The sequence below is a fragment of the Streptomyces sp. cg40 genome (genome assembly GCF_050320165.1).
In the GTDB taxonomy this organism is placed as follows: domain Bacteria; phylum Actinomycetota; class Actinomycetes; order Streptomycetales; family Streptomycetaceae; genus Streptomyces; species Streptomyces hokutonensis.
In genome coordinates, this window is record NZ_CP190128.1 from 6,160,424 (window position 1) to 6,186,138 (window position 25,715).

General features: G+C 70.6%; 26 protein-coding genes. 11 read left to right on the forward strand and 15 right to left on the reverse strand.

Annotation, left to right across the window (positions count from 1 at the left end; all coding sequences use genetic code 11):
• Positions 1 to 2: 2 nt before the first annotated feature.
• Both ACQHII_RS27595 and ACQHII_RS27600 read right to left on the reverse strand, forming a co-directional pair.
• Positions 3 to 947: a helix-turn-helix domain-containing protein gene (locus ACQHII_RS27595; protein WP_427921823.1), complete on the reverse strand. Its 945-nt coding sequence runs from the start codon at positions 945 to 947 to the stop codon at positions 3 to 5.
• Positions 944 to 1,705, reverse strand: coding sequence for a peptidoglycan-binding protein (locus ACQHII_RS27600; RefSeq protein ID WP_427921824.1), 762 nt, complete (start codon positions 1,703 to 1,705; stop codon positions 944 to 946). Before ACQHII_RS27600 ends, ACQHII_RS27595 begins: the two co-directional genes overlap by 4 nt.
• Before the next feature lie 294 nt (positions 1,706 to 1,999).
• On the opposite strand from ACQHII_RS27600, the gene ACQHII_RS27605 reads away from it, so the two are divergent.
• Positions 2,000 to 2,440 (forward strand): peptidoglycan-binding domain-containing protein, encoded by a 441-nt coding sequence (locus tag ACQHII_RS27605; RefSeq protein WP_427921825.1) that lies wholly within the window; start codon positions 2,000 to 2,002, stop codon positions 2,438 to 2,440.
• A 116-nt stretch (positions 2,441 to 2,556) separates the two neighbouring features.
• Here ACQHII_RS27605 and argS read toward each other — a convergent pair whose 3' ends face one another.
• Positions 2,557 to 4,320 carry an arginine--tRNA ligase gene (gene argS / locus ACQHII_RS27610; RefSeq protein WP_427925423.1) on the reverse strand — a complete coding sequence of 588 codons (1,764 nt, stop codon included), beginning with the start codon at positions 4,318 to 4,320 and terminating at the stop codon, positions 2,557 to 2,559.
• A 357-nt stretch (positions 4,321 to 4,677) separates the two neighbouring features.
• Here argS and lysS point away from each other — a divergent pair, with 357 nt between their 5' ends.
• Complete coding sequence (gene lysS, locus ACQHII_RS27615; protein WP_427921826.1) at positions 4,678 to 6,423, forward strand: lysine--tRNA ligase; 1,746 nt, start codon at positions 4,678 to 4,680, stop codon at positions 6,421 to 6,423.
• Between the two features lie 68 nt (positions 6,424 to 6,491).
• Here the strand turns inward: lysS and ACQHII_RS27620 are convergent, their stop codons facing one another.
• The 3 genes from ACQHII_RS27620 to ACQHII_RS27630 form a co-directional block, all read right to left on the reverse strand.
• On the reverse strand, positions 6,492 to 7,808 hold the full coding sequence (locus tag ACQHII_RS27620; protein WP_427925424.1) for a DUF2637 domain-containing protein: 1,317 nt from the start codon (positions 7,806 to 7,808) through the stop codon (positions 6,492 to 6,494).
• A gap of 194 nt (positions 7,809 to 8,002) precedes the next feature.
• Entirely contained in the window at positions 8,003 to 8,884 is an 882-nt protein-coding gene (locus ACQHII_RS27625; protein WP_427921827.1) for a DUF3558 domain-containing protein, read from the reverse strand.
• A gap of 118 nt (positions 8,885 to 9,002) precedes the next feature.
• Positions 9,003 to 9,860 (reverse strand): DUF3558 domain-containing protein, encoded by an 858-nt coding sequence (locus ACQHII_RS27630; protein ID WP_427921828.1) that lies wholly within the window; start codon positions 9,858 to 9,860, stop codon positions 9,003 to 9,005.
• A 229-nt stretch (positions 9,861 to 10,089) separates the two neighbouring features.
• Between ACQHII_RS27630 and ACQHII_RS27635 the strand changes: the two genes are divergently transcribed.
• The 4 genes from ACQHII_RS27635 (at position 10,090) to ACQHII_RS27650 (ending at position 15,295) form a co-directional block, all read left to right on the forward strand.
• Positions 10,090 to 11,283: an RtcB family protein gene (locus tag ACQHII_RS27635; RefSeq protein WP_427921829.1), complete on the forward strand. Its 1,194-nt coding sequence runs from the start codon at positions 10,090 to 10,092 to the stop codon at positions 11,281 to 11,283.
• A gap of 59 nt (positions 11,284 to 11,342) precedes the next feature.
• Positions 11,343 to 12,236 carry an aminoglycoside phosphotransferase family protein gene (locus tag ACQHII_RS27640; RefSeq protein ID WP_427921830.1) on the forward strand — a complete coding sequence of 298 codons (894 nt, stop codon included), beginning with the start codon at positions 11,343 to 11,345 and terminating at the stop codon, positions 12,234 to 12,236.
• Between the two features lie 244 nt (positions 12,237 to 12,480).
• On the forward strand, positions 12,481 to 13,854 hold the full coding sequence (locus ACQHII_RS27645; protein ID WP_427921831.1) for a hypothetical protein: 1,374 nt from the start codon (positions 12,481 to 12,483) through the stop codon (positions 13,852 to 13,854).
• Between the two features lie 10 nt (positions 13,855 to 13,864).
• Entirely contained in the window at positions 13,865 to 15,295 is a 1,431-nt protein-coding gene (locus tag ACQHII_RS27650) for a hypothetical protein (protein WP_427921832.1), read from the forward strand.
• A gap of 27 nt (positions 15,296 to 15,322) precedes the next feature.
• Here the strand turns inward: ACQHII_RS27650 and ACQHII_RS27655 are convergent, their stop codons facing one another.
• Positions 15,323 to 16,591, reverse strand: a complete 1,269-nt coding sequence (locus ACQHII_RS27655) for a GNAT family N-acetyltransferase (RefSeq protein ID WP_427921833.1) — start codon at positions 16,589 to 16,591, stop codon at positions 15,323 to 15,325.
• Between the two features lie 30 nt (positions 16,592 to 16,621).
• Positions 16,622 to 17,497, reverse strand: a complete 876-nt coding sequence (locus tag ACQHII_RS27660) for an NAD(P)H-binding protein (protein WP_427921834.1) — start codon at positions 17,495 to 17,497, stop codon at positions 16,622 to 16,624.
• A 93-nt stretch (positions 17,498 to 17,590) separates the two neighbouring features.
• Here ACQHII_RS27660 and ACQHII_RS27665 point away from each other — a divergent pair, with 93 nt between their 5' ends.
• Positions 17,591 to 18,031, forward strand: a complete 441-nt coding sequence (locus tag ACQHII_RS27665; RefSeq protein ID WP_427921835.1) for a MarR family winged helix-turn-helix transcriptional regulator — start codon at positions 17,591 to 17,593, stop codon at positions 18,029 to 18,031.
• 26 nt (positions 18,032 to 18,057) lie between these two features.
• Here the strand turns inward: ACQHII_RS27665 and ACQHII_RS27670 are convergent, their stop codons facing one another.
• From ACQHII_RS27670 to ACQHII_RS27680, 3 genes are all read right to left on the reverse strand, one after another.
• Positions 18,058 to 18,234: a hypothetical protein gene (locus ACQHII_RS27670; protein ID WP_427921836.1), complete on the reverse strand. Its 177-nt coding sequence runs from the start codon at positions 18,232 to 18,234 to the stop codon at positions 18,058 to 18,060.
• Positions 18,234 to 19,010, reverse strand: coding sequence for an SDR family NAD(P)-dependent oxidoreductase (locus ACQHII_RS27675; protein ID WP_427921837.1), 777 nt, complete (start codon positions 19,008 to 19,010; stop codon positions 18,234 to 18,236). The genes ACQHII_RS27670 and ACQHII_RS27675 overlap by 1 nt, the downstream gene beginning before the upstream one ends.
• 87 nt (positions 19,011 to 19,097) lie before the next feature.
• Complete coding sequence (locus ACQHII_RS27680) at positions 19,098 to 19,433, reverse strand: YnfA family protein (RefSeq protein WP_043686189.1); 336 nt, start codon at positions 19,431 to 19,433, stop codon at positions 19,098 to 19,100.
• Between the two features lie 136 nt (positions 19,434 to 19,569).
• Here ACQHII_RS27680 and ACQHII_RS27685 point away from each other — a divergent pair, with 136 nt between their 5' ends.
• The gene (locus ACQHII_RS27685) at positions 19,570 to 20,040 is read left to right on the forward strand and encodes a hypothetical protein (RefSeq protein ID WP_427921838.1); all 471 of its coding nucleotides are present in this window, start codon (positions 19,570 to 19,572) and stop codon (positions 20,038 to 20,040) included.
• A gap of 87 nt (positions 20,041 to 20,127) precedes the next feature.
• Positions 20,128 to 20,601: a MarR family winged helix-turn-helix transcriptional regulator gene (locus ACQHII_RS27690; protein WP_359609076.1), complete on the forward strand. Its 474-nt coding sequence runs from the start codon at positions 20,128 to 20,130 to the stop codon at positions 20,599 to 20,601.
• A gap of 7 nt (positions 20,602 to 20,608) precedes the next feature.
• On the opposite strand, the gene ACQHII_RS27695 is transcribed toward ACQHII_RS27690, so the two are convergent.
• Complete coding sequence (locus ACQHII_RS27695; protein WP_427921839.1) at positions 20,609 to 21,025, reverse strand: winged helix-turn-helix transcriptional regulator; 417 nt, start codon at positions 21,023 to 21,025, stop codon at positions 20,609 to 20,611.
• A gap of 166 nt (positions 21,026 to 21,191) precedes the next feature.
• Between ACQHII_RS27695 and ACQHII_RS27700 the strand changes: the two genes are divergently transcribed.
• Positions 21,192 to 22,082 carry an NADP-dependent oxidoreductase gene (locus ACQHII_RS27700; RefSeq protein ID WP_427921840.1) on the forward strand — a complete coding sequence of 297 codons (891 nt, stop codon included), beginning with the start codon at positions 21,192 to 21,194 and terminating at the stop codon, positions 22,080 to 22,082.
• Positions 22,083 to 22,262: 180 nt separating this feature from the next.
• Positions 22,263 to 22,859, forward strand: a complete 597-nt coding sequence (locus tag ACQHII_RS27705; protein WP_427921841.1) for a hypothetical protein — start codon at positions 22,263 to 22,265, stop codon at positions 22,857 to 22,859.
• Here ACQHII_RS27705 and ACQHII_RS27710 read toward each other — a convergent pair.
• From ACQHII_RS27710 to ACQHII_RS27720, 3 genes are all read right to left on the reverse strand, one after another.
• Entirely contained in the window at positions 22,828 to 23,544 is a 717-nt protein-coding gene (locus ACQHII_RS27710) for a response regulator transcription factor (protein WP_427921842.1), read from the reverse strand. The two genes, ACQHII_RS27705 and ACQHII_RS27710, sit on opposite strands and share 32 nt — an antisense overlap.
• Positions 23,541 to 24,707 (reverse strand): sensor histidine kinase, encoded by a 1,167-nt coding sequence (locus ACQHII_RS27715; protein WP_427921843.1) that lies wholly within the window; start codon positions 24,705 to 24,707, stop codon positions 23,541 to 23,543. The genes ACQHII_RS27710 and ACQHII_RS27715 overlap by 4 nt, the downstream gene beginning before the upstream one ends.
• Before the next feature lie 116 nt (positions 24,708 to 24,823).
• Positions 24,824 to 25,636, reverse strand: a complete 813-nt coding sequence (locus tag ACQHII_RS27720) for an AraC family transcriptional regulator (protein ID WP_427921844.1) — start codon at positions 25,634 to 25,636, stop codon at positions 24,824 to 24,826.
• Between the last annotated feature and the right edge of the window lie 79 nt (positions 25,637 to 25,715).

Here is a 25,715-nt window from a genome sequence, read left to right on the forward strand (position 1 = left end):
AGCTACGTCACACGTCCGTCAAAGCACTCCCTTTTCCCCGTATCGCTCCCCGCGGGCCGGAAGCACACCCGGACCGCGGTTCCCGGCGCGGTCACCGCCATCGTCGTGTACGCGTACGTGTCCGCCTCCACCGCGTTGCCCACCTCCGCCGCGTGCGCGGAACCCGCCCGGCCGGGCACGGCGAACTCGATCCGGTCGCCGATCCGGCCGCCCCACATCCGCGCCCAGGTCGTCCCGCAGATCCTGCTGTGCCGCAGTTCCACCCACGCGCCGGTGGTCGTCTCGCGCTGGGTGATGGTGTCCGGCCGCGGCGCGCAGCGCATCGCCAGCGGGCTACGGCCCTCGCAGTCCGCGCCGTGACAGCCCGGCCCGGACACCACCGCCGCCGTACTGCTCGCGGCGGTCGGCGACAGCGGAGTGGACCCGGAGGGCCCCGGCAGCAGCACCAGCGCCAGGACCACGGCACTCACGGCCACGGCGCAGACGGAGGCGAGCACCGCCAGTGTGGCCACACCGCGCTGCTCGGGGGCGGGGGCGGAGGACGGGGTGGCGGCGGGCGGAGCGTTCGTGGTCCCGCGCCTTGCCACCGGAGGAGTGGAGGCAACCGCGGGCTCGGCCCTGCCCCCGCGCTTCCCCGTCGGCGGCCGGGAGACGGCCGTGTGCGCGGTGGCAGCGGGAGCAGCGGTCGTGGGTGCTGGTGCCGCCGGTGCCGACGCCGCCCGTCCGCTCGCCTCCGACTCCGCTATCTCCCACAGCGCCAGACACCGGCCCACCGGCTCCCCGGCCAGCCGGCACAGCTCCTCCACCGCCTCCCGGGGCGGCAGCGTCCTGCCGTTGAGATACCTCTCCCACGACGACTTGCTGTACGTCGTCTTCGCCGCGAGCCCCGCCATGCTCAGCCCGGTCGCGGCCCGCAACTCCCTGAGCGCGGCGGCCAGTTGACTCATCCCCGCAAAGCCTTCCAGGTGTGCGGCCCGACCATGCCGTCCACGTCGAGCCCGGCCCGCTTCTGGAACGCCTTCACCGCGTGCTCCGTCAGCGGACCGAACATCCCGTCGATACCGCCCGGCGAGATCCCCGCCCGCCGCAGCAGACACTGCGCCTCGGCCACCGCGGGACCGTTGCTCCCCACGGCCAGATTCTCTTCCCGGGTACGGCTGTTGCCCGCGTACCAGTGCCCGCCGACCCGCTCCACCCGGCAGGCGTACGGCGACGGCGAGGCCGGCGCGGGCGCGGCCTGGGGCGCCGTCGACGACCGTGCCGTACCGCCGGAGCCGTCGTCCATCAGCCGTACGGTCACCAGCACCGCCGACGCGACCGCCAGTACCAGCGTCACCGAACCCGCCACCAGCGCGATCCGCAGCACCCGCCGGTCGGGCGAGAGCGGGGGCCGCTGCGCCAGCACGATCTCCGGCTCCGGGTCCGCGTCCCGTACGGCCGCCGTCCACGCCTCCGCCGCCACCTCGCGCAGCGCCAGCAGCCGGGTCGGGTCCTCGCCGCAGACCCGGGCCAGCGCTGCCACGGCCGGTACGGGCGGCAGGGCACGGGCGCCGAAATACCGCTCCCAGGACTTCGGGCTGTACTCCGTGCGCGCCGCCAACTGCCGCACGCTCAGGCCGCTGTGGTCCTTCAGCCGACGAAGCCGTACCACCAACTGCCGGACCCGCGGGTCCAGTTCCGCAGGCAGCGCCTTCCAACGCGACATGTGCCCCCCAGTTCGCGTCCCGGGGACCGTGGTCAGCGGTCCCGCCGCGTCGCATTCTGCATCACCGACCACTCCTCGCACGGCTATTCGGTTCCGGTGCGCGAAGGGAATCGGCCAAGGTCCACAACGGGCCGCCCGGCGTCCCGTCCCACCGTCCCCGCTGTCGTCGTCCCCGCAGGTCAGCAGCGGTGCCGTCCCAGGTGGACGTCACTTCGGCCCAGGTCGTGGCGGGCTGCCCGGCACAGCCCGCAATCTCGTTCCAGCACGACGACCGACTACCCGAAAGAGGAACCCATGCGACCGAATGCCGTGGCCAGGACCTTCGTCAGCCTCACCGCCGTCGCCGGTATCGCGGTCGGAGGTGTCGCGTTCGCCGCCCCCAGCTTCGCCGCGCCGGCCGCCTCCGTACAGGCCTCGTCCGTCTCGATCCAGGCGGTCCAGAACTTCGGCCTCACCGCCGCCGAGGCGAAGAAGGTGCAGACCTGGCTGAAGACGTACTGGAGCTACACCGACACGATCGACGGGCAGCTCGGCCCGAACAGCTGGAAGGCCTTCCAGCGCTGCCTGGCGACCTACTGGGGCTACACCGGCGCGATCGACGGCGACCCGGGCGTCAACACCATCAAGGCCCTCCAGCGGCTGCTGGCCAACAGCTGGGGCTACACCGGCGCCATCGACGGCGACGCGGGCAGCGGCACCCGCGCCGCGTTCAAGAACTTCGCCAACGGCATCTGAGCCGACCGCCTCTGACACCAACGCCAACGGCGGCTGAAAATCGGTGTCTTGACCGATGACCGCGGCCCGTCCTCCCGGGGGAGAGGACGGGCCGCGGTCGCGCGCTCGCGGAACGGTTACAGCTTCTCGGGCGTCCTGATGCCCAGCAGCGCCATGCCCCGGTGCAGGGTCCGGGCCGTGAGGTCCACCAGCATCAGGCGGTTCTCCTGCTGCTCGGGCGTATCGGCCTTGAGGACCGGGCACTGGTCGTAGAACGTCGTGAGCACGGACGCCAGTTGGTACAGGTACGCCGTCAGCTTGTGCGGGGCGTACTCCTTCGCCGCGTCCGCCACCACCTCGCTGAACTGGTCCAGGTGCAGGCCCAACGCCCGCTCCGCACCGGTCAGTTGGAGCTCCGGGTGGGCCAGCGGCCGGGCCTCGCCCGCCTTGCGCAGGATCGACTGGATACGGGCGTACGCGTACTGGAGGTACACCGACGTGTCCCCGCTCAGCGACACCATCTGGTCCAGGTCGAACTTGTAGTCCCGCACCGCGGACGTCGACAGGTCGGCGTACTTCACCGCGCCGATCCCGACGTACCGCCCGTTCTCGACGATCTCCTCCTCCGTCAGGCCCACCTTCTCGGCCTTCTCCCGGACGACCGCGGTCGCCCGCTGCACCGCCTCGTCGAGCAGGTCCTCCAGCTTCACCGACACGCCCTCACGCGTCTTGAACGGCTTGCCGTCCTTGCCGAGGATCGTGCCGAACGCCAGCTGGAACGCCGACACGTCGTCGTTCAGCCAGCCGGCCCGCCGCGCGGTCTCGAAGACCATCTTGAAGTGCAGGGACTGCCGGACGTCGACCACGTACAGCAGCGAGTTCGCCTTCAGGTTGAAGACCCGGTCCCTGATCGCGGACAGGTCGGTGGCCGCGTAGCCGTAGCCGCCGTCGGACTTGCGGACGATCAGCGGGGTCCGGTTGCCGTCCGGGCCCTTGATGTCGTCGAAGAACACGCACAGCGCGCCGTCCGAGATCTCCGCGACCCCCGACTCCTCCAGCATCCGGCAGGTCTCGTCCAGCATGTCGTTGTAACCCGACTCGCCGACGATGTCCGGGTCCCGGATCTCCATGTCCAGCTTCTCGAAGACGGAGAAGAAGTAGATCTTCGACTCGTCCACGAACTTCTGCCACGCGGCGAGGGTCTGCGGTTCCCCTGCCTGAAGGTCCACGACCCTGCGCCGGGCCCGCGTCTTGAACTCCTCGTCGGAGTCGAAGAGTTTGCGGGCGGCCTTGTAGAGGCGGTCGAGGTTGGACATCGCCTCCTCGCCGCTGATCTCCGCGTCGCCGTGGTCCAACTCGCCCGGGTGCTCGTCCAGATACTGGATCAGCATGCCGAACTGCGTTCCCCAGTCGCCGATGTGGTGCCGCCGGACCACCGACTCGCCGGTGAACTCCAGGAGTTGGACCAGCGCGTCGCCGATCACCGCGGAGCGGAGGTGGCCTACGTGCATCTCCTTCGCCACGTTCGGCTGCGCGTAGTCGATGACGGTGGTGCCCGGGTGCTCGGCCAGGGGCACGCCGAGCCGGGCCGCGTCGGCGTAGCGCGCGGCCAGGTTCTCGGTGATCGCCCTGTCGGTGATCGTGATGTTCAGGAAGCCGGGGCCGGAGACCTCGACGTCCTGGATCACATCGCCGGTCGTGATCCGCGAGACGACCTGCGTCGCCAGCTCCCGGGGGTTGGCCTTGGCCTTCTTGGCGAGGGCGAGGATGCCGTTCGCCTGGAAGTCGGCACGGTCACTCCGTCGCAGCAGTGGGTCCGCGTCCGCCTCCGGCAGGGTGGCCGAGAGGGCGTTCGCGAGGCGCTGGTGGACTAGGTCGGTGAGCGACGTGACCGGAGCCATGGGGTGGGAGCCGTTCTCCTCGTGGGTTTGTGCAGACACGGTCAGTATCCCACGGGGGGTGAAGCGGTTTTTTTGACCGCGGGCCGGTGGGGGCTGGTCGCGCAGTTCCCCGCGCCCCTGAGGAGGCGGCTGCGCCGCCGTCCGTGCCTCAACCCCCACGGCCCTTGGATGGCGGCGCAGCCGCCTTCAAGGGGCGCGGGGAACTGCGCGACCAGCCCCCACCGGGCCCGCAGCCGAAAATCCGAGTCACGGCCTTGGAAAAGCCGTTTTCGTGGATGTCGGGTCGCCTGGGACAATGGCAGGGTCAGCCGTGCGACCGTACCGGCTGCCCGTGCAGAACTGTCAGAAAAAGAGGACGTGCCGATCGTGGCTCAGAGCACCGAGACCACCGACTGGGTCTCCCGTTTCGCGGATGAGGTCATCGAGGAGTCGGAGCGTCGGGCCCCGGGCAAACCGGTCGTCGTCGCGTCCGGGCTGTCCCCGTCGGGCCCCATCCACCTCGGCAATCTGCGCGAGGTGATGACCCCGCACCTCGTCGCCGACGAGATCCGTCGGCGGGGGCACGAGGTGCGGCACCTCATCTCCTGGGACGACTACGACCGGTACCGCAAGGTGCCGAACGGGGTGGAGGGGACCGACGCCAGCTGGGCCGAGCACATCGGGAAGCCGCTGACCTCCGTGCCGGCGCCCGCCGGATCGGCGTACCCGAACTGGGCCGAGCACTTCAAGGCCGCCATGGTCGCCTCGCTCGCCGAACTGGGCGTGGAGTTCGACGGGATCAGCCAGACCGCGCAGTACACCTCAGGCGTGTACCGCGAGCAGATCCTGCACGCCATGAAGCACCGCGGTGACATCGACGCCATCCTGGAGCAGTACCGCACGAAGAAGGCCCCGGCCAAGCCCAAGCAGCAGCAGAAGGCCGTCGACGCCGCCGAGCTGGAGGCCGAGGCCGGGTCCGGGGCCGCCGAAGAGGACGACGGCAGCTCCGGGTCCGCCGGCTACTTCCCGTACAAGCCCTTCTGCGGCGCCTGCGGCAAGGACCTCACCACCGTCACGGCCTACGACGACGACACCACCGAGCTGACGTACGTCTGCACCGAGGACGGCTTCACCGAGACCGTCCTGCTGAGCGAGTTCAACCGCGGCAAGCTGGTGTGGAAGGTCGACTGGCCGATGCGCTGGGCCTACGAGGGCGTCGTCTTCGAGCCGAGCGGTGTCGACCACTCGTCCCCGGGGTCCTCCTTCCAGGTCGGCGGGCAGATCGTCGGGATCTTCGGCGGCGAGCGGCCCATCGGGCCCATGTACGCCTTCGTCGGCATCAGCGGCATGGCCAAGATGTCCAGCAGCAAGGGCGGGGTCCCCACCCCGGCCGACGCGCTCCAGATCATGGAACCGCAGCTCCTGCGCTGGCTCTACGCCCGCCGCCGCCCCAACCAGTCCTTCAAGATCGCCTTCGACCAGGAGATCCAGCGCCTCTACGACGAGTGGGACAAGCTGGACGCGAAGGTCGCCGACGGTTCCGCCCTGCCCGCCGACGTCGCCGCGCACTCCCGTGCCGTACGCACCGCCGCCGGTGAACTCCCGCACACGCCCCGCCCGTTGCCGTACCGGACCCTCGCGTCCGTCGCCGACATCACCGCCGGGGCCGAGGACCAGACGCTGCGCATCCTCGGCGAACTCGACCCCGCCAACCCCCTGTCCACCCTCGACGAGGTCCGCCCCCGGCTCGACAAGGCCGAGGCCTGGATCAACACGCACGTCCCCGCCGACCAGCGGACCATCGTGCGCGACGAACCCGACACCGACCTCCTCAAGTCCCTCGACGAGCCCGCCCGGCAGTCCCTGCGCCTGCTCACCGACGGACTCGCCGACCACTGGTCCCTGGACGGCCTGAGCCACCTCGTCTACGGCGTCCCGAAGGTCCAGGCCGGCTTCTCCGCCGACGCGACCGCGAAGGAACTCCCGCCGGAGATCAAGACCGCCCAGCGGACCTTCTTCGCCCTCCTCTACCACCTGCTCGTCAGCCGCGACACCGGCCCGCGCCTGCCCACGCTGCTGCTCGCGGTGGGACAGGAGCGGGTGCGGAGCCTGCTCGGCGAGTAGGCCGATCCGATACGACGATGGGGGCGCCCGGTGAACACCGGGCGCCCCCATCGTCGTAGAAGAAGCGCTTATGCGATGTGGTCTTCCTGGAGTTCCGCCGTGTGGCGGTTGGTGAAGCGGTTTACCATCCGCTCGGCCTCGCGCTGCGGGAGCGTAGTGCCGAACGTGGCCTCCACGTCGCCCCTGAACTGGCCCGAGGTCGGGTAGCTGCCGTCTATCGACTTCTTGAAGACCAAGTAGTAGTCCTCCTCGGTCAGTTCCGTGCCGCCACCCTCACCCAGTTCACGGGTACGGCCGGGACCGGCCGGGATCGGGAACGTACCGGTGTCCTCGGGCGACGGTTCCGGGGCCGGCTGTTCCTCGTACTGCTGGGGGAACTGCTGCTGATCGAACCGCCGTTGCTGCGCGAACTGCTGCTGCTCCTCCTCGTACTGCTGGAACTGCTCCGCCTGCTGCTGCTCCGCGTACCACTCCTGGTACGCGGCATCCGGGTCGTACGTCGGGTCGTAGCCGCCCTGGTACGCCACCGCCTGGGGGTCGCGCGCCTGGAGCCACTGACTCTGCAACTCGGCGTACTCCTGCTCCTGCTGTGTCTGCTGCTGTGTCTGCTGTTGCGGCTGCTGGTTCGCCGCGGGGGGCGGCAGCTGCTCCCGGACCGGTGCCTGCTGCGGCTCCGGCTCACGCGCCGGCTCCAACTGCGGAGCGGGCGGCAGCAGTACGGGCTCGATGCCCGCCGCCGCCAGACCCGAAGGGGCCGTCTCCGCGAGCGGAACGCCGTAGCGCGCCAGACGCAGCGGCATCAGGGACTCCACCGGGGCCTTGCGGCGCCACGCGCGGCCGAAACGGGAGTGCAGGCGCGCCTGATAGACGAGACGATCCTGCTCCAGCTTGATGACCTGCTCGTAGGAACGCAGCTCCCACAGCTTCATCCGGCGCCAGAGCAGGAACGTCGGCAGGGGCGAGAGCAGCCAGCGGGTGAGGCGGACGCCCTCCATGTGCTTGTCGGCCGTGATGTCGGCGATCCGGCCGATCGCGTGCCGGGCCGCCTCGACGGAGACCACGAACAGGATCGGGATCACCGCGTGCATACCGACACCGAGCGGGTCGGGCCAGGCCGCCGCGCCGTTGAACGCGATCGTCGCGACCGTCAGCAGCCACGCCGTCTGGCGCAGCAGCGGGAAGGGAATCCTGATCCAGGTCAGGAGCAGGTCCAGGGCGAGCAGGACGCAGATACCCGCGTCGATACCGACCGGGAAGACGTACGCGAAGTTGCCGAAGCCCTTCTTCAGGGCGAGTTCGCGTACGGCGGCGTACGAACCGGCGAAGCCGATACCGGCGATGACCATCGCACCGGAGACGACCACGCCGATGAGCACCCGGTGCATACGTGTGAGCTGAATGGGCGCGGACACCCGTACTCCCCTCCCCTTGCATGGTGTTGCGCGGAACAGGGTGGCACATGTGTGCGGCGTCCCGGGCGCCGGTCTGCCAGGAGCCCGGCGCCGAGGCGGCACCGGGCTCCGTCAAATGGCTTGGCTGACCTGCGAGTTGAGGCCGAAAACCGGTGTGGATGTGACGGTCAGTTCTTCTTGCTCGCGGAGGCCGAAGGAGAGGCCTTCGACGCCGACTTGGAGGGCGAGGCGGAGGGGGACGCGGACTTCGAGGCGGGCGCCGAGGGCGTGCCGCCGCCGCTGCCGTTGGCCGTCGTGACCGACGCCACGGCCTCCTTCACGGCCTTCTCCGCCGCCTTCGTCAGCGCGTCCGCGTCCGGCGTCTTGTCGCCCGCCAGGCCCGCGCCGTTGTAGTCGATCGTGACGACCACGTTCTCGACCCGCGCGACGACCGTCTGCTGCTTGAAGGCGCCTTCCTTCTTCTTCAGGTCGTAGCGCACCGCCGTGGCCTCGTCGCCCGCACCCGCGACCGGCTCCGACTTGGTGTTCTTCGCGCCGGTGACCGACTGCGCCTCCTGCACCTGCTTCGCGTAGTACGACGCCGCCAGCTTGTCGCCCTCGCCCTGCGTCTGCGAGGAGTCGAACCGCAGCAACGACACGTTCAGCCAGCGGAACTGCGAACCCTTGACCCCGTTGTTGTCCAGGCTCGTCCAGGAGCAACTGCCCCGCGACGCCGTGTCCGTCGACGTCCCCTCCTTGCCCGACTTGGCCCCCTCCGGAACCAGATCGGTCAACGTCTTCTTCGACAGCACCGCACACGGCTCCGGCAACTTCTTGTACGCCGCCGCCTGCACCGTCGGAGCCGCCGTCGCGTCCGCGGAGGTCGTCGCGCCGAGACCGGCCGTGTCCTTGGCCGAGCCGCCGTCCGAACCGGAGTCCGAGGAGCAGCCGGCCGCGATCAGCATCACCGGGACCGCCGCCGTGCAGACAAGGACGCGGTTCAGACGCTTCGCTCGCTGGTGGGTCCGCTGGTCACGCTGTGCTGGTTGATGCATGGTTCCTTCACTCATGACGCTCGTGGTTCCTGCCGTCGGATCGGGTCCGAGGGGCCACGGTACGCGGTGAGTCAGCTGTGCGGTCTCGGTTCACGGGCTTTGAGCGGACCCCCGGAAGCGGCCGTCCGAGCCGCTAACCGTTGAGCGAGTCGGCCAGTTGCGCGGCCAGTTTCCGTGCTCTGTCCTGCATCTTCTGGCTGTCCGGGAGCACGCCGACCGTCGCCGGCTGCTCCTCGTACTCGATGGTCACAATGACGTTGGACGTGCGAAACACCACAGTCACGGTCCGCTGCTTGGCCGTCGAACCGGAGCTGCTCAACGCGTCGTCGAGGAACGCCTCGTCACCGAGATCGGAGAGCGTGCGGGGCTGGAGGGCGGTCGGGGTGGTGGAGTCGGAGGGGGAGGCGGAGGAGGAAGAGGAGGAGGAAGAGGAAGAAGAGGAGGACGCCGAGGAGGAAGAGGTGGAGGAGGTCGACGGAGTCGCGGAGTCGGAGGTCGAAGCGGTCGCCGAGTCCGACGCGGCGCCGGTACTGGCGGCCGGCTCCGGAAGATCCGCCGCCACCTCCTTCGTCGCGAAGATCGTCTTCGCCTCGCTGTCGTCGCTCACCGCGTTGTCGTACGACACCACCCGCTCGAAATCGACCAGCAGATGGTCGGTCGCGTCCGTGGACTCCACCTTCCAGCGGCAGCCCACCTTGCGGTCCGTGTCGAACGTCAGCGTCGCCTCGCCCGCGTAGGCCGCCGCGCGCTGGTCCGCGTCCGTGATCTGCTTGATGCCCGGCAGCAGCGAGTCCAGCGTGCTCTGGCCGACCGCGCCGCAGGGCTCCGGAAGCGTGCGGTACTTGCCCGGCTGGGCCACCGCGGTCGCCGTACCGGCGTCACCAGGGTTGGCGTCGTCCGTCGTACCCCCGCTACCCGAACCGCTCGTGCAGCCGGCCAGCAGCGCCACGAGGAGCGCGGCGGCGCCGGGTACGTATGCCTTCCGCTGCACGGACGGGCTCCTCTCGACGACGATCAAGGGCGATCAAGGGCTCTGCACGATGATCAAGGGTCCTGCCAGTGTCCCCGCTGGTTATTCGCTTGCCGCACCGGGGGACCCCCTGGAGACAATGTGTATCGCACGCACAGCCGTGAACGCCGGTCCGGTGTCCCTTTCGTTGACCTTGGCGCCGGTTTTGCGATTTTAGACTTCTGCTGTTTTTCGGGGGAATGAGGACGAAATGTCGTACGTAGAGATACCGGGCGCGAAGGTACCCATCCGCATGTGGACCGACCCGGCGTCGGTCGAGGAGGGCGCCCTCCAGCAACTCCGCAACGTCGCCACCCTCCCCTGGATCAAGGGCCTCGCCGTCATGCCCGACGTCCACTACGGCAAGGGCGCGACGGTCGGCTCGGTCATCGCGATGCAGGGCGCGGTCTGCCCGGCCGCGGTCGGCGTCGACATCGGCTGCGGAATGTCCGCGGTCAAGACCTCCCTCACGGCCAACGACCTCCCCGGCGACCTGTCCCGCCTGCGCTCGAAGATCGAGCAGGCGATTCCGGTGGGGCGGGGGATGCATGACAGTCCGGTGGATCCGGGGCGGATGCATGGGTTCGCGACGGCGGGGTGGGAGGAGTTCTGGGGGCGGTTCGACGGGGTCGCCGAATCGGTCAAATTCCGTCACGAGCGTGCGCAAAAGCAGATGGGAACGCTCGGATCCGGCAACCACTTCACAGAAATTTGCATAGACGGCGACGGTTCGGTCTGGCTCATGCTCCACTCCGGTTCCCGCAACATCGGCAAGGAACTGGCCGAGCACCACATCGGCACGGCGCAGAAGCTCCCGCACAACCAGGGACTGGTCGACCGCGACCTCGCCGTCTTCATCGCGGACACCCCGCAGATGGCGGCCTACCGCAACGACCTCTTCTGGGCGCAGGAGTACGCGAAGTACAACCGCACCATCATGATGGCGCTCCTGAAGGACGTGATCCGCAAGGAGTTCAAGAAGGCGAAGCCGACCTTCGAGCCGGAGATCTCCTGCCACCACAACTACGTGAGCGAGGAGCGATACGAGGGCATGGACCTGCTCGTCACCCGCAAGGGAGCGATCCGCGCCGGCTCCGGCGAGTACGGGATCATCCCGGGCTCGATGGGCACGGGTTCGTACATCGTGAAGGGCCTCGGCAACGAGAAGGCCTTCAACTCCGCGTCCCACGGCGCCGGTCGGCGCATGAGCCGCAACGCGGCCAAGCGCCGCTTCTCGACGAAGGACCTGGAGGAGCAGACGCGGGGCGTGGAGTGCCGTAAGGACTCCGGCGTCGTGGACGAGATCCCGGGCGCGTACAAGCCGATCGAGCAGGTCATCGATCAGCAGCGGGACCTTGTGGCGGTCGTGGCGAAGCTGAAGCAGGTTGTGTGCGTGAAGGGTTAGCTGCATCGGTGGGGAGATGCGTGGCGGCCCTCCGGCCGCCTCCCGTACTGTGGCTCCGCGTGATCGAATCCGAGAAGGAGATCAGCGAGGACCTGGTGCGCGGCCTGCTTCGGGAGCAGCATCCGGATCTGGCCGAGTTGCCCATCCGTGAAGTGGTGGGCGGCTGGGGCAATCAGATGTGGCGGCTCGGGGACGGGTTGGCCGTCCGGATGCAGCGGATGGACACGAGTCCCGATCCGCAGCTGAAGGAGCGCCGGTGGCTGCCGGTGCTGGCCCCGCGGCTGCCGCTGCCGATTCCGGTGCCCCTGCGGGACGGTGCGCCGTCCGGGCGGTTCCCCAAGATGTGGACCGTCATGACGTGGGTAGACGGCACGCCGCTGGACCACGGCTCGATCACGCGCGGCGACCACGCGGCCGACACACTGGCGGGCTTCCTCGGCGCGCTGCACGTGGAGGCACCCGCCGACGCCCCGGCCTCCGCGGACTTCGGCGCCCACCCCAAGCACTGCGCGGACGGTTTCGAGCACTTCTTCCAGGCCGCCCCCGCCGACCTCGCCGACGGAATCCGTGACGTCTGGGGAGAGGCGGTGGCGGCCCCGGAGTGGGAGGGCCCGCGGATGTGGGTGCACGGCGACCTGCATCCCGCGAACGTCGTCGTCGCGGACGGGACGCTGGCGGGTGTCGTCGACTTCGGCGCGCTCTTCGCCGGCGACCCGGCGTGGGACCTGGTGGCCGCGTGGCTGCTGCTCCCGGCGGGCGGCGCCGCACGGTTCTTCGACAGGTACGCGCGGGCGGACGAGGCGGCGGTGCGACGGGCGCGCGGGCTGGCCGCGATGAAGAGCCTGTTCCTGATGTCGATGGGCCGGAACGGCGACCTCGGCCTGCCAGGCGGCAAGTCGAACTGGGGGCCGGTGGGCCGGTCCGCGCTCGATCGTGTCCTGAAGGGCCTTTGACGTCGGCGGATACGGGGATCCCGAATGTGCTCTCAAACACGGTCTCAGGACCCTCTGAGATCGCTGTGAATTCGAGCCCTATTTCTGTGAATTCCAGCGACTGGCGCATTTCAATTGGTGTGCCGTTTGTGAAATCATTGGTTGCGCGCGTTCCTTATTGCTGGGCATTGCTGGCCCCGAATATCGCTGTGATGCTGCCTGGGTGTTTCGCCCAACCCACCCGCAGCGTCTCGGAGGACAGCACATGTCTGAGCGGTACCAGAATCAGAGCGAGTTGAGCCGGCGGACCGTTGTGGCCGCCGGTGCGGCGACCGCGCTCGCGGCGACCGTGGTCGGCGGTGCCACCTCGGCCCAGGCCGCCACCGGTACGAAGGCGGCGGCCGGGCTGAAGGTCGGCGCGGGCAAGGCCGCGTTCACCCCCGCGGCCTCGCTCCTGCCGCTGGACAACTTCACCGCCGTGCACGACGACCTCAACGTCCGTGTCCTGCTGGTGGAGTCCGGCTCCCGCCGGATCGCGCTGGCCGTGCTGGACCTGACCTCGATCAGCGCGGAGGCGATCGCGCTGATGCGGACCGCCATCACCGCGGCGAGCGGTGTCAGTGCCGCGAACATCATGGTCACCGTCACGCACTGCTTCTCCGCGCCGCACGTCCAGGCGAGTTCGTCCTCGGCCGGTGCCGCCGCGTATGTGCAGAACATCGTCGCCGCCACCAGGTCCGCCGTCGCGGACGCCGTCAAGAACCTCCAGGACGCCGAGGTCGGCTACGGCACCGGCCGCTGCGACGTCAACGTCAACCGCAACGTCTCCACCGCCGACGGCTACTGGCTCGGCGTCAACGAGCAACTCCCGTCCGACAAGGGCGTGTACGTCGCCCGCTTCAACGACCTCGACGGCAACCCGATCGCCGTCCTGACCAACTACAACGTGCAGTCCTGCGTGATGCAGGACTCCGTCATGGCCGACGGCACCCTGCCGATCACCGCCGACCTCGCCGGCGCGGCCGTCGCGCACGTCGAGACCCAGTACCCCGGCGCCGTCGGCTTCTGGCTGGTCGGAGCGTGCGGCGACCAGTTCCCGGCCTACCGCTCGAAGCGGTACACGATCGACAAGGACAAGGGCTGGACCTACGGCGTCGATCTGCACGACGCCGGCTTCGCGCTGCTCACCGCGCAGGGCGAACGGCTCGGCAACGAGATCGTGCGAGTGGCCCAGGGGATCGGCCAGTACGAGAGCGGCAAGAAGGTCGCGGTGCGGCTGGTCACCGACGACATCACCACCACGCAGGTCACCGGCCCGCAGGCCAGCGCGCCCATGAAGACCGTCACCTTCACTCCCACCGGCTCCGCCCAGGTGCCGATCTGGGTCTTCCAGGTCGGCAAGGGTGTCTTCGCCGGTGTGGAACCGGAGTTGTCCACGACCACCGCGAACACGATCCGCGAGAATTCGTCGTTCTCCAGCACTTTCGTCATGTCGATGTTCGAGGGCGGCGCCAAGAACATGCCCGACAAATGGAATTTCGATCACGTCACCTACGAAGCGGTCGACGGCTTCTACATCCAGGGCACCGCGGAGAAGGCCGCCACTCGAATCGGGCGCATTGTCAAGTCCCTGAACTGAGGTGTGGAAAATGACGACAAGGCGCGCATTCTTAACGCGGGTCGTGGGGGCGGGGACAGCGGCGGTCGCCGCCGCGTCGGGCCTCGCGGCCTGCGACTCCGGCAGCGACAGCGGTAGCGGCGGTGGTGGCGGGCGGGTGAAAGGCGCCACCGCCATCACCCAGGTCTACGGCGACGGGCAGAAGTTCATCGCCGTGGCCGTCGAGTACGACACCGCGATCGACAACTCCACGCTCACGAAGACGTCCTTCACCGTCGAGGGCCGGACCGTCACCAAGGTCTACGCCAACACCGGCGCGGCCCTCGCCGACCAGGGCAGGGACGGGCCGTACGTCATCGTGGAACTCTCCCCGGACGACGACGGCGCGTTGTTGTGGGGAGGAGTGGGCGGAGGCGGGGGCATGGCGGGGAGCACCCAGCCGTCGGCGTCGGCGTCGGCGTCGGTGTCTTCGTCGCCCTCGCCGGCCGACTCCAGCAGCCCGTACGTCATCCCCGGCCCCCAGGTCGGCTCGACCGGCGGCCCTGCCACCATCAAGGCGGCGAAGGCCACCGTCGTCCAGTCGGCCACCGTCACCACCACCGGCGGCACCCGCTACGCCGCCGCCGACACCAAGGTCACCACGAGCCGCGCGGTGAACTTGATCGTCGACGACTTCCTGCAGTTCACGTACAAGGACCCGAAGACCGGCAGGTCGCTGCCCTACAACCTCTACGTCCCGAAGGGCTACGACCGGACCAGGTCCTATCCGCTGGTCCTCTTCATGCACGACGCGAGCCTGATCAGTACGACCGTGCGGGCGACGCTGGTGCAGGGTCTTGGCGCGGTGTGCTGGGCCGCTCCCGAGGAGCAGGCGGAGCGGCCGGCGTTCGTGCTGGCGCCGCAGTACCCGGAGGTGGTCGTCGGCGACGACTACAGGCCGACGTCGCTCTTCGACACCACCGCCGACCTGGTCCGCGAGCTGACCGGCAAGTACAGCATCGACACCGAACGGCTGTACTCCACCGGGCAGTCGATGGGGGCGATGATGACCCTCGGTCTGAACATCAAGTACCCGGACCTCTTCGCCGCTTCGTGGGTGGTCGCAGGCCAGTGGCCCGCCGCCCAGGCCGCGCCGCTGGCGAGGAAGAACCTCTGGGTCACCGTCTCGCAGGGCGACACCAAGGCGTATCCCGGGGAGAACGCCATCATGGCCGTCGTCGAGAAGGCCGGGACGAAGGTGAGCCGGGCGGTCTGGGACGGGCAGTCCACGGCGGCGGAGTTCGCCGCGGACGTCGAGGCGATGGCGGCCAAGGGCACCACGGTCAACTACGCGACGTTCAAGAAGGGTTCGACCCTGGCCGGGGGCCTCGCGAACGCGCACGGCGTCGAGCACAACTCCACCTGGCCGATCGCGTACACCATCGAAGGAGTCCGCGAGTGGATCTTCCGCCAGCGCAAATAGGCCCCCGGCCAGGGCGGTTGGTCCGGCTCAGCCGCCGAGCCGCTTCTCCATCAGCGTCACCGCGTACGGACTCCCCGACCCGCCGTCCTTCGCCCGCTGTTCGCCTACGACGGTATAGCCGGCCGACTCGTAGTAGGCGCGCAGGCGGGGGTTGGAGGAGAGGCAGTCCAGGCGGGCGTACGGGCGGCCCGTCGCGGTGATACGGGACTCCGCCCGCGCGAGCAGCCGGCGTCCCGTGCCCGGCGGTGCCGTGTGCGGGGTCGTCATCAGGCGGTGGACGTACCCCGCGTCGGGCGGGCGCGGGCCCCAGGCGGCCGGGTCGTCCCACCAGAGTTCGCAGGCGCCGGCCAGGCTCTCGCCGGCGTACGCCAGCCACACCTCGCCCTCCCGCACGCGCCGCAGGAAGTGGGCCTCGTCCTTCTCGCCCGGCTTCCATTGGTCGATGCCCCGGGCCAGTTGCCACAGGGCCGCGCTGTCCCGGAGGCGGACGAGCGCGACGGCGTCCGCCTCGGTGGCCTCGCGGTAGGTCGACTCCGGCCAGCCGGTGGGCTGTTCCTCGAGCAGCTTGTCGCGCAGGGTGGTTGAGAGGGCCGTGGCGTCCAGGGACAGGGCCTTGGTCGCATAGCCCTCGACCGAGCTGTAGCGGCTGGTCAGTCCGGCGAGGAACAGCCGCATGACCGCTTCCGGGGCGTGCCCCCAGGCCGGCCAGACCGGGGTGCGGCCGCCGTTGCGGGCCCGCCAGGCCGACAGGAGGGCGGGGGTGGCGAGTTCGGTGAGGGTGAAGTCCTCGACGATCGTCTCCTCGGGGACGCCGAGCAGGCCGAGGACCAGCGCCGCGAGCAGGCCGGTGCGGTCCTTGCCGGACGCGCAGTGGAAGACGAGGGGGGTGCCCGTCCCGGCCGCCGCCGCGATCAGTTCCAGGGCCTGTGCGATCTCCGCCGTGCCGTCCTCGGCGACCTCCGCGTACCGCTCCGCCAGGTACGGCCCCGGGTCGATGTCGGGGGTCAACTGCGCCTGGTCGTAAGGGCGGTGCTCGATGCTCAGGTTGTGGTACGTGAACGACTCGTGCTCGGGGACACGGCCCCTGCGCTCGATCTCCCAGGGGTGGCGGAGGTCGATCACCGTGCCGATGCCGAGGGCGAGGAAGCGGGTCCAGTCGTCGGTGTTCTCGCTCAACTTGCCCAGGGAGTCGGCCCGGTAGAGGAGCCCGGGGCGGACCCGGCGGCCGTCCGGGGTCGGATAGCCGCCCAGGTCACGGAAGTTGGGGAGATCGCCGAAGGGGAGGTGTCTGTCCACGGACGGTGACTCTATGTGGTGGCCGGGGTCTCATGCGGTGGCCGGTCGGCGGAACGCGTCGGCGTGACGTACGCACCAGTCCGCGAACGTCCGGGGCCTGCGGCCGAGCAGGCGCTCCACGGTGTCCGTCCGCACTCCGACGGTGTCTGCGCGCATGAGCGCGAAGCCCTCGGTGACGGCGGCGGCCAGCGCCGGGGGAGCGCCGTGCGGGAAGCGGAACCGTACGATCTCGTCCGGTGTGGTGGTCGCCCTGACCTCGATGGTGCGGCCGATGGTCTCGGAGATGATCCGGACCTGCTCGGCGACGGTGAAGGTCTCGTCGCCGGTGAGGACGTACTCCTCGTCCTCCTCCGCGTGGCCGGTCAGGACGTGGGCGGCGACCGCGGCGATGTCGGCGGGGTCGATCGGCGCGTAGCGGCCGGGGCCGACCGGGTCGAGGACGTAGTCGCCGGCGTGGATGGTGGGCAGCCAGTCGAGGGCGTTGGTCATGAAGCCGCCGGGGCGCAGGAAGGTGGCGGGGACGCCGGAGGCGCGGATGATCCGCTCGCGCTCGTGGTGCCAGCGGCCCATGGCGGGGACCGGGTCGAGCAGGACGTGGGCGGAGGACAGGTGCACGATGTGCCGCACTCCGGCCGCGCGGGCGGCGGCCACCACCGCGGTGGTGTGCTCGGTGCCGATGCCCTGGGTGAGCAGGAACAGCTTGTCCACGCCGGTGAGGGCGGGGGTGAGGGTGTCGGGGTCTGCGAAGTCTCCTACGGCGAGTTCGGCGCGGTCGGACGGGGGCAGTCCGGCGGCTCGTGCGCGGGCGGGGTCGCGGACGAGGAGGCGTGACTTCTCGCCCCTGACGTCGAGTTCGCGGGCGAGGGCGCGGCCGATGTTTCCGGTGGCGCCGGTGACCAGTATCATTGCGGCTCCCAAAGTCGTTTGCCGTCTAATGAGTTCGCGAGAACGCTAGCCGGTGAATGATTAGCCGTCAATCGACTTGCTCGAAAGGCCGCCATGTCCGAGTTCCTGGACCTGCACGGCAGGACGTCGAAGGTGCTCCGCTCGCTGGCCGACGCGGCCATGCGGCGGCACGGGCTGCACGTCGGCCAGAACCACCTGCTCGCCGTGCTCTGGGAACGCGACGGCGCCACCCCCGGCGAGGCCGCCGCCGCGCTGCACGTCACCACGCCCACCGTCGTCAAGATGGCCGACCGGATGACCGCGTCGGGGCTGCTCACCCGGCGCCGCGACGACCGGGACAACCGGCTCGTCCGGCTCTGGCTCACCGACGCGGGGCGCGCACTGCGCGAACCGGTCGAGGCGGAACGGCAGTTGATCGAGGAGCGGGTCACCGCGGACCTCACCGAGGCCGAACGCGCGGCCCTGCTCAGCGCCTTGGGGAAGGTCCACCGCTCGGCGAGCGAGCTCCTGGACGGGAGCGGCGATCAGGTCTGAGCGCCGCTCCTCACTCGTTCACTTCCTCACTTGTCCGGCGCGTGCGTCACCGCGTAGATCATCACGAACGCGACGATGTGGATGCCGAAGAGGAAGTAGGCGAGGAAGTACCAGACCTTGCGCTCGTTCCTGGTCTCCTCGGCCAACCGGCGCCGGTCCAGGGCCTCTTGGGAGTTGTCCGGGGTGCCCTCCTCGTCGGGCATCACAGCTCCCGGTGGACCTTGGTGTTCGAGGCCTGGGCGCGCGGGCGGACGACGAGCAGGTCGATGTTGACGTGGCTGGGGCGGGTGACCGCCCAGGAGATCGTGTCGGCCACGTCGTCCGCCGTGAGGGGCTCGGCGACGCCCGCGTAGACCTTCGCCGCCTTCTCCGCGTCCCCGCCGAACCGGGTCAGCGCGAACTCGTCCGTCTTGACCATGCCGGGCGCGACCTCGATCACCCGGACCGGGGTGCCGACGATCTCCAGGCGCAGCGTCTCGGCGAGGACGTGGGCGCCGTGCTTGGCGGCGACATAGCCCGCGCCGCCCTCGTACGTGCCGTGGCCGGCCGTGGAGGAGACGACCACGACCGTGCCGTCGCCGCTCGCGGTGAGGGCGGGGAGCAGGGCCTGCGTGACGTTCAGCGTGCCGAGGACGTTCGTCTCGTACATCGTGCGCCAGTCGGCGGGGTCGCCGGTGGCGACCGGGTCGGCGCCGAGCGCGCCGCCCGCGTTGTTGACCAGCACGCCGATCGTCCTGAAGGCCGTCGCGAACTCGTCGACCGCGGCCCGGTCGGTGACGTCGAGCTCGTACGCCGTCGCCTTGTGGCCCGCCTTGTTGATCTCCTCGGCCAGCGCCTCGATGCGGTCCTTGCGGCGGGCGGTGAGGACGACCCGGTAGCCGGCCTCGGCGAGCCGGCGGGCCGTGGCGGCGCCGATGCCGCCGCTCGCCCCGGTGACGACCGCGATACGGGAGGCGGCGGACGGTGCGGCGGTGGCCATGGGCTGCTCCTCGGGAGGGACCGACGGGATCATGTGTACGACTCCGTGCGTACGACTCCGTCCAGGATAGGCGGGCCCGGCGGCGGCTCAGTTTCCGCGCGGCGCCCACATGATCACGGCCATCCCGGCCAGGCAGATCAGGGCCCCGGTGAGGTCCCAGCGGTCGGGCCGGTAGCCGTCCGCGACCGCGCCCCAGGCCAGTGACCCGGCGACGAAGATCCCGCCGTAGGCCGCGAGGATGCGGCCGAAGTGGGCGTCGGGCTGGAAGGTGGCGACGAAGCCGTAGGCGCCGAGGGCCATGACCCCGCCGACGGCCCAGAGCCAGCCGCGGTGTTCGCGCACCCCCTGCCAGACCAGCCAGGCGCCGCCGATCTCGAAGACGGCGGCGACGACGAAGAGGGCCGCGGAGCGAAGTACGAGCATGACCGCCACCCCATCACACGGGTGTCACGTGATCACCCGGGTGTCACCTGATGGACGGCGCCTGTCGCGTGCTCCGCGTGGGATACATCCGTACGACCCCGGCGGTGGCGCACGGGCGTACAGAGGAGTGGATGGCATGCGAGCAGTCGTACGGGTACTACGGGTCGGCGCCGTAGTGGGCGCCGCGTTCGCGGTGACGGGCGCGGCGCCGAGTGTGCTCGCTCCGGAGGCGGATCTCTCCTATCACGGCTCCGTCGCCATGACCGCCGGCCGGGTCGACGTGCGGTTCACCCCGCGCAACCACGGCCCGTCCGCCGTCCCCGACGCGACCGTACGGCTGCGCTGGTCGAAGCCGCTCGCGGACCGGCAGACGCTGCCGGAGGGGTGTGCGCGGTCGGGGGAGCGGGCGGTGGTGTGCCGGACCGGGGCACTGGCGGCGGACGAGGTGGGCGAGCGGATCGAGCTGCGGGTGGTGCTGCGGGACGCGTCCTCCGAGGTGCTGCTGGAGCTGGACACGGTGTGGGCCGGCGGCGCGGTGGACGGGAACCGGGCCAACGACCAGCAGCGGGTGCTCGTCCTCGACACCGGTGACAGCTACTACTTCTGAGCCACGCCCGTAGTACCCCTGAGCCACGTGCTCGGGCTCGTCGTACCATCTCGATCTCCGTACGGCACAGGCGACGAGGGGTACGACATGTCCGGGAACGCGCGGGCGCGGCTGCTGGACGAGTTGTCCACCGTCTCGCGCCGGTACATGGCGTCGTACGCCCTGTTCAACCAGGCCGTCGCCGACCGGCTCGGGCTGCACCCCACCGATCTGCAGTGCCTCAACCTGCTCACGCTGGAGGCGGGGCCGGTGACCACGGGCCGGATCGCCGAGCTGACCGGGCTGACGACCGGGTCGGCGACCCGGCTCGTGGACCGGCTGGAGCGGGCGGGGTACGTCGTCCGGGAGCGGGACGCGGAGGACCGGCGGCGGGTGCTGGTCGCCACCGTCCCGGAGAAGATCACCGAGTTCGGCCGGATGTGGAACCGGCTGGGCGGCGGCTGGTTCACGCTCTTCGACGACCTCGCCGACGCCGAACTCGCTGTGATCGTAGGGCACATGAGGCGGACGGTGGAGTTCAGCGGGCGGCAGATCGCGCGGCTGCGGGCGGGAGAGGTCTGAGCGGGCGCTACGCCCGAGAGGGCGTCTCGTCGTCCTCGTCGTAGCGCCCCCGCGCCTCGTGGACCTCCTCGATGTGGGTCTCCGCCCAGTCCTTCACGGCGAGCAGGAGCATGCTCAGGCTGGTGCCGAGCGGGGTGAGTTCGTAGTCGACGCGGACCGGGACGGACGGGGTGACCGTGCGGGAGAGGATGCCGTCGCGTTCCAGTGAACGCAGCGTCTGCGTCAGCATCTTGGGGCTGACGCCGGCGATCTTGCGGGCGAGGTCGCTGTAGCGCATCGGGCCCGCGGCCAGCGCGGCGACGACCAGGCTGACCCACTTGTCGCTGATGCGGTCCAGCAGCTGGTTGGTGGGGCAGCTGCGGATGAACGCGTCGTACTCGACACGTGCCTGTTCGCGCTTCTGGGCCGCTGTCATGGTCGCCATGGGCCGTGGCCTCCGTTCACTTCCGGTCACTTGCGGGGTAGGTACGCACCTTCAGGTAACTACTTCCCGATGGATAGTAGCTCTTCCTAGGGTTGTGGGCAGTCGGGGAGATGCCCCGGCGAAACCCTTACATCCCTTACAACCCTTATGAGGGGAGCTGTCTGTCATGCGTGCTGCAGTGGTGACGACGTTCGGCGGGCCCGAGGCGGTTCGGGTCGTGGAGACGGAAATTCCCGGGCCGGGCGCCGGGCAGGTGCGGATCAAGGTCGCGGCGGCCTCGCTGAACCCGGTGGACGCCGGAGTGCGCGCGGGCGCGTTCGGGGGCGCGGGGCAGCGGCTCGGACTGGGCTGGGACGTAGCCGGGACGGTGGACGCGACCGGCGCCGCGACCGCGTGGCGGGTCGGCGACGAGGTGGTCGCCCTGCACTACGGCGCGGTCAAGCCGCTGGGCACGCACGCCGAGTACGTCGTCGTCGACGCGGACGCGGTCGCGAAGGCGCCGGAGGGCGTGGACGCGGTGCACGCCGCCACCCTCCCGCTGAACGCGCTGACCGCCGTACAGGCCCTGGATCTCCTGGAGTTGACGCCGGGTCGGACGCTTCTGGTGACGGGCGCGGCGGGGGCCGTCGGCGCCTTCGCGATCCAACTCGCCGCCCAGCGTGGGGTGTTGGTGACCGGACTCGCCCGGGCCGGCGACGAGGAGTTCGTACGGGCCCTGGGCGCCGCCGAGTTCACGAGCGAGGGCGTGGCGGCGGGGAGCGTCGACGCGGTGCTGGACGCGGCGGTCCTCGGGGAGCGGGCGCTGGCGTGGGTGCGGGACGGGGGCGCGTACACCGGGGTGATCCCGCAGGCCGCGCCGGCCCCGGAGCGCGGGGTCCGCACCGGCGCGGTGGAGGTGAGCCCGGACGGCGCCCGCCTCGCCGAACTGGTCGCCCTGGTGGAGAAGGGCGTACTGACGCTGCGGGTGGCGGACACGTACCCCCTGGCGGACGCGGCCGGCGCACACGCACGACTCGCGGAGGGCGGGGTGCGGGGACGACTGGTGCTGGTGCCGTAGGGGATTCGGTCCCCACAGGCCCGCGACTCCTCGGTCTCCCGGCACCCGGTGGCCCCCTTGGCACCCGGCCCCCGAGCCGCCCTTAGGGGGAGGCTCCACCCCGCGTCTCCACCCGGATTTCCACCCGTGGGTCCGGGAGGTTTTCCGGCTTCGGCGGGAGAGTCGGTCTCAGGAAAACGCGTGGCGGGGCGACCGCCGGAGACCGAGGAGTGGGACGTCATGACGGACATGGAGCAGGCGCTGGCGATCAGCGGGGGCATCTTCGCGGTGATGATGCTGACGCAGTACGGGCGCCGGAAGTACGACCTGCACAAGGTGCTGATGCCGATCGGCACGGTGTCCGCGGTCGGCTACTTCTACCTGAAGGGGATGCCCGGCCAGGACGTCGACCTCGTGGTGTATCTGGTGGGCGCGGCGATCGGGCTGGCCTGCGGAGTCGTCGCCACCCTCACCACCGGTGTCGAGCGGGACCCGGCCTCGGGCAAGGTCCACACCCGCTGCGGCGCGGGCTTCGTCGCGATCTGGACGGCGGTGGTCGGCCTGCGCATCGCCTTCATCTACCTCGCCGAGCACAACACCTGGTTCCGCGACCACCTGGGCACGTTCATGGCGGAGCACCACATAGTCGAGGACGCCGTCGCGCCGTTCTTCGTCATCATGGCGCTGGCCATGGTCCTCACCCGGGTGTTCCTGCTCCTGGCCCGCGTGCGCCTCCTGGCGCCGGCCGCCGCCCAGGGCCAGCCCCTCACCCAGGGGTCTTCACCAGTCCGTGGATGAACGCGTACTTCACGGCATGCGCCCGGTCCCGCAGATGGGCCTTGGAGAAGAGGTTGTTGATATGGGTCTTCACCGTGGCCTCGCTCACCACCAGCCGCTCGGCGATGCCCCGGTTGGTGAGCCCCTCGCCGATCAGCGTGAGCACCTCCACCTCCCGGGGGGTGAGCTCCGGCGCGAGTCCGGCGCCCGGCCGCTGGACGGGGGCGCCGCCCCGCGCCGCGGCGGCGACGAGCCGGTCCCGTACGGCGGGGTCGAGCACGGACTGCCCGGCGGCAGCCGCCCGCACCGCGCGGGTGATGTCCTCCCGGCCGGACTCCTTGGTCAGGTAGCCGCGGGCGCCGGCACCGAGCGCGGCGAGGATGTACTCCTCGTCGGCGAAGGTGGTGAGCACCACGACGGCGACCCCGGGGAAGCGTTCGCCGATCAGCCGGGTGGCCTCCACCCCGTCCACCCGGGGCATGTTGAGATCCATCAGGACCACATCGGGCGCGTGCTCCTCGGCCGCCCGCACGGCCTCCCCGCCGTCCTTCGCGGTCGCCACGACCTCCACACCGGACTGCAGATCCAGTACGGTCGCCAGCGCCTCCCGCACCGCGGTCTGGTCGTCGGCCACGACCACCCTGACAACAGGCTGCTGTTCGCCCTGCAACCGCCCCTGCCCCTGCTCCTGCCGCCCGTCGCTCATCCCGGGATCACCACGCGCACCTGCCAGCCTCCTGCGTCGTCACCGTCCACGATCGGCCCGGCCGCGACCGTGCCGCCCACCAGGTCGAGCCGCTCACGCATCCCGACGAGCCCCATCCCGCTCCCCGCACCGGCCAACGGCCGCGAGCCCTCCGGCGGCGCGGAGTTCACCACCTCGAAGACGGTCGCCCCAGCCGGCTGTTCCGCGTACTCCAGGCGCATCCGGACCGGGGCACCCGGCGCGTACTTGTGCGCGTTGGTCAGCGCCTCCTGGGCGCAGCGCACGATCACCTGGGCGAGCCGGACGGGCAGTTCACGCTGCGGCCCGTCGACGGTCAGCGTACCGGCGTCGGAGGCGGACGCGAGCAGCGAGCGCAGGGTCTCCACCAGCGGCAGCGCGTCCTCACGCAGATCCCCGACCGTGCGCTGCACCTCGGTCAGCCCCGAGCGGACCAGGCTCTGCGCCCGCTGGGCCGCCTGCCGGGCCCGGTCGATGTCGCCGGACTCCAACAGGGCGTCGGTGACCTCCAGTTGCATGTTCACCCCGGCCAGCGAGTGGGCCAGTACGTCGTGCACGTCCCGGGCGATCCGGGCCCGCTCGGCCAGCCTCTCCGCCCGCGCCTCGGCCCGCGCGGCCAGCTCGGCCTGCTCGGCGGCGGCCCGCGCGGAGCGCAACGCCTCGGTGTGGGCCCGGTTGGAGATACCGACCAGCACACTGACACCGGTGAAGGCACCCACGATCCAGGAGGTGTTGTGGCCGCCCCACGGCACCAGCAGCGCGCCCGCGCACAGGGCACTGGTGGCCGCCGCGAAGGGCAGCGCTCGGCGGGCCGCGAGACGGTACCCGGCGTGCCCGGTCACGAAGTAGCCGAACAGCGCCGACGCCCCGGAGGTCTCCAGGCTCATCAGCGCCGCCGCCCCGACCGCCCAGGCACACAGCACCGCGAACTGCACACGGGGCGGGAACGTGCCCTCGGGAACGAGCCGCGTGCACAGCAGCAGCGACACCACGACCAGCAGACACAGCACCGCGAGCCCGGTCCCGGAAGTCCCGACCGGCCGCACGGCGAGCGCGCCGACGGTGACGGCGACGACGGTGCCGAAGACCTGGACGGGGTTGTTGTCCGCCGTGAACCACCGGTTCAGGGCCTGCGTTCGGTTCACTGCGGCTCTCTTCCCACTCCGCGTCCGGTTCTCTTCCCACTCCCGTCCGGGCACGTTTCCCACTGCCGTCCGGCCGGAGCGAAAGCTACCAGCGTGGAGAGTGCGCCCGTCGGCGGTCAGCGCCCGCCCTGCACACCCTGCACGTACGCCGTCGGAGACACCCCGACCGTCGTCGTGAAGTCCCGGACCAGGTGGGCCTGGTCGGCGTACCCCAGGTCGGCGGCGAGGCCCGCCCAGTCCACGGGGGTGCCGCCGCCCGCGCGCTCCAGGGCCTCGTGGATGCGGTAGCGCAGGACGACCCACTTGGGGCCGACCCCGACGTACGCGGCGAAGAGGCGCTGGAGCAGCCGTACGGACAGGCCCTCGGCGCGGGCGAAGTCGGTCACGCGGCGGATCGTGCGGTCGGTGCGGATGCGGTCGACGAGGGCGGTGGCCAGTTCGGCCTGCGGGTCCGGGCGGAGGCCGAGGGCCAGCAGGAAGGCGTCGAGCGCGGCGACGCGGTCGCTGTCGTCGGCCGGGTCGAGGACGACGGCGGGGTCGGTGTCCGGGAACACCTCGGGCTGCCGTACCCGCGCTCCCGTCCACTCCGACACCGGGCGGTCGGGGACGGCGCTCCGGAAGGCGCCGGGCCGGAACTTGATCCCGCAGACCCGCCCCCGCCCCTCCAGCTTCTGGGCGAAGAGGCCGTGCGGGATGCCCGCGATCTCGACGAAGGCGTCCTCGCCGGCGAGCCGCTGGAAGACGATGTGCACGGCCGGGTGCGGGACGACGTGGGAGACATAGGGCTCGGTGAGGTCCCAGTCGATCAGCCAATAGTGCTCGACGTAGGGGCGGAGGGGCTCGGCGGGTTCGGGGCGGCGGAAGCGGACGCGGGTGAGGAGTTCGGCGGGGTCGACGATTCCTCGGGTGTCACGGCGTGCGGCGGCCATGCGGGGATCGTAGGACGAGGCACTGACAGTGGCCGGAATATGTGCGGAGGGGTGGCCGTTGGAGGGTATAGTTGAATAA

What these genes read in the sequence shown, in the direction of transcription:
- ACQHII_RS27595 (WP_427921823.1), bottom strand. Translation starts at nt 947, where the DNA reads ATGAGTCAACTGGCCGCCGCGCTCAGGGAGTTGCGGGCCGCGACCGGG.
- ACQHII_RS27600 (WP_427921824.1), bottom strand. Translation starts at nt 1,705, where the DNA reads ATGTCGCGTTGGAAGGCGCTGCCTGCGGAACTGGACCCGCGGGTCCGG.
- ACQHII_RS27605 (WP_427921825.1), top strand. Translation starts at nt 2,000, where the DNA reads ATGCGACCGAATGCCGTGGCCAGGACCTTCGTCAGCCTCACCGCCGTC.
- argS (WP_427925423.1), bottom strand. Translation starts at nt 4,320, where the DNA reads ATGGCTCCGGTCACGTCGCTCACCGACCTAGTCCACCAGCGCCTCGCG.
- ACQHII_RS27620 (WP_427925424.1), bottom strand. Translation starts at nt 7,808, where the DNA reads ATGCACCGGGTGCTCATCGGCGTGGTCGTCTCCGGTGCGATGGTCATC.
- ACQHII_RS27625 (WP_427921827.1), bottom strand. Translation starts at nt 8,884, where the DNA reads ATGAGTGAAGGAACCATGCATCAACCAGCACAGCGTGACCAGCGGACC.
- ACQHII_RS27635 (WP_427921829.1), top strand. Translation starts at nt 10,090, where the DNA reads ATGTCGTACGTAGAGATACCGGGCGCGAAGGTACCCATCCGCATGTGG.
- ACQHII_RS27645 (WP_427921831.1), top strand. Translation starts at nt 12,481, where the DNA reads ATGTCTGAGCGGTACCAGAATCAGAGCGAGTTGAGCCGGCGGACCGTT.
- ACQHII_RS27650 (WP_427921832.1), top strand. Translation starts at nt 13,865, where the DNA reads ATGACGACAAGGCGCGCATTCTTAACGCGGGTCGTGGGGGCGGGGACA.
- ACQHII_RS27660 (WP_427921834.1), bottom strand. Translation starts at nt 17,497, where the DNA reads ATGATACTGGTCACCGGCGCCACCGGAAACATCGGCCGCGCCCTCGCC.
- ACQHII_RS27665 (WP_427921835.1), top strand. Translation starts at nt 17,591, where the DNA reads ATGTCCGAGTTCCTGGACCTGCACGGCAGGACGTCGAAGGTGCTCCGC.
- ACQHII_RS27670 (WP_427921836.1), bottom strand. Translation starts at nt 18,234, where the DNA reads ATGCCCGACGAGGAGGGCACCCCGGACAACTCCCAAGAGGCCCTGGAC.
- ACQHII_RS27675 (WP_427921837.1), bottom strand. Translation starts at nt 19,010, where the DNA reads ATGGCCACCGCCGCACCGTCCGCCGCCTCCCGTATCGCGGTCGTCACC.
- ACQHII_RS27680 (WP_043686189.1), bottom strand. Translation starts at nt 19,433, where the DNA reads ATGCTCGTACTTCGCTCCGCGGCCCTCTTCGTCGTCGCCGCCGTCTTC.
- ACQHII_RS27685 (WP_427921838.1), top strand. Translation starts at nt 19,570, where the DNA reads ATGCGAGCAGTCGTACGGGTACTACGGGTCGGCGCCGTAGTGGGCGCC.
- ACQHII_RS27690 (WP_359609076.1), top strand. Translation starts at nt 20,128, where the DNA reads ATGTCCGGGAACGCGCGGGCGCGGCTGCTGGACGAGTTGTCCACCGTC.
- ACQHII_RS27695 (WP_427921839.1), bottom strand. Translation starts at nt 21,025, where the DNA reads ATGGCGACCATGACAGCGGCCCAGAAGCGCGAACAGGCACGTGTCGAG.
- ACQHII_RS27700 (WP_427921840.1), top strand. Translation starts at nt 21,192, where the DNA reads ATGCGTGCTGCAGTGGTGACGACGTTCGGCGGGCCCGAGGCGGTTCGG.
- ACQHII_RS27710 (WP_427921842.1), bottom strand. Translation starts at nt 23,544, where the DNA reads ATGAGCGACGGGCGGCAGGAGCAGGGGCAGGGGCGGTTGCAGGGCGAA.
- ACQHII_RS27720 (WP_427921844.1), bottom strand. Translation starts at nt 25,636, where the DNA reads ATGGCCGCCGCACGCCGTGACACCCGAGGAATCGTCGACCCCGCCGAA.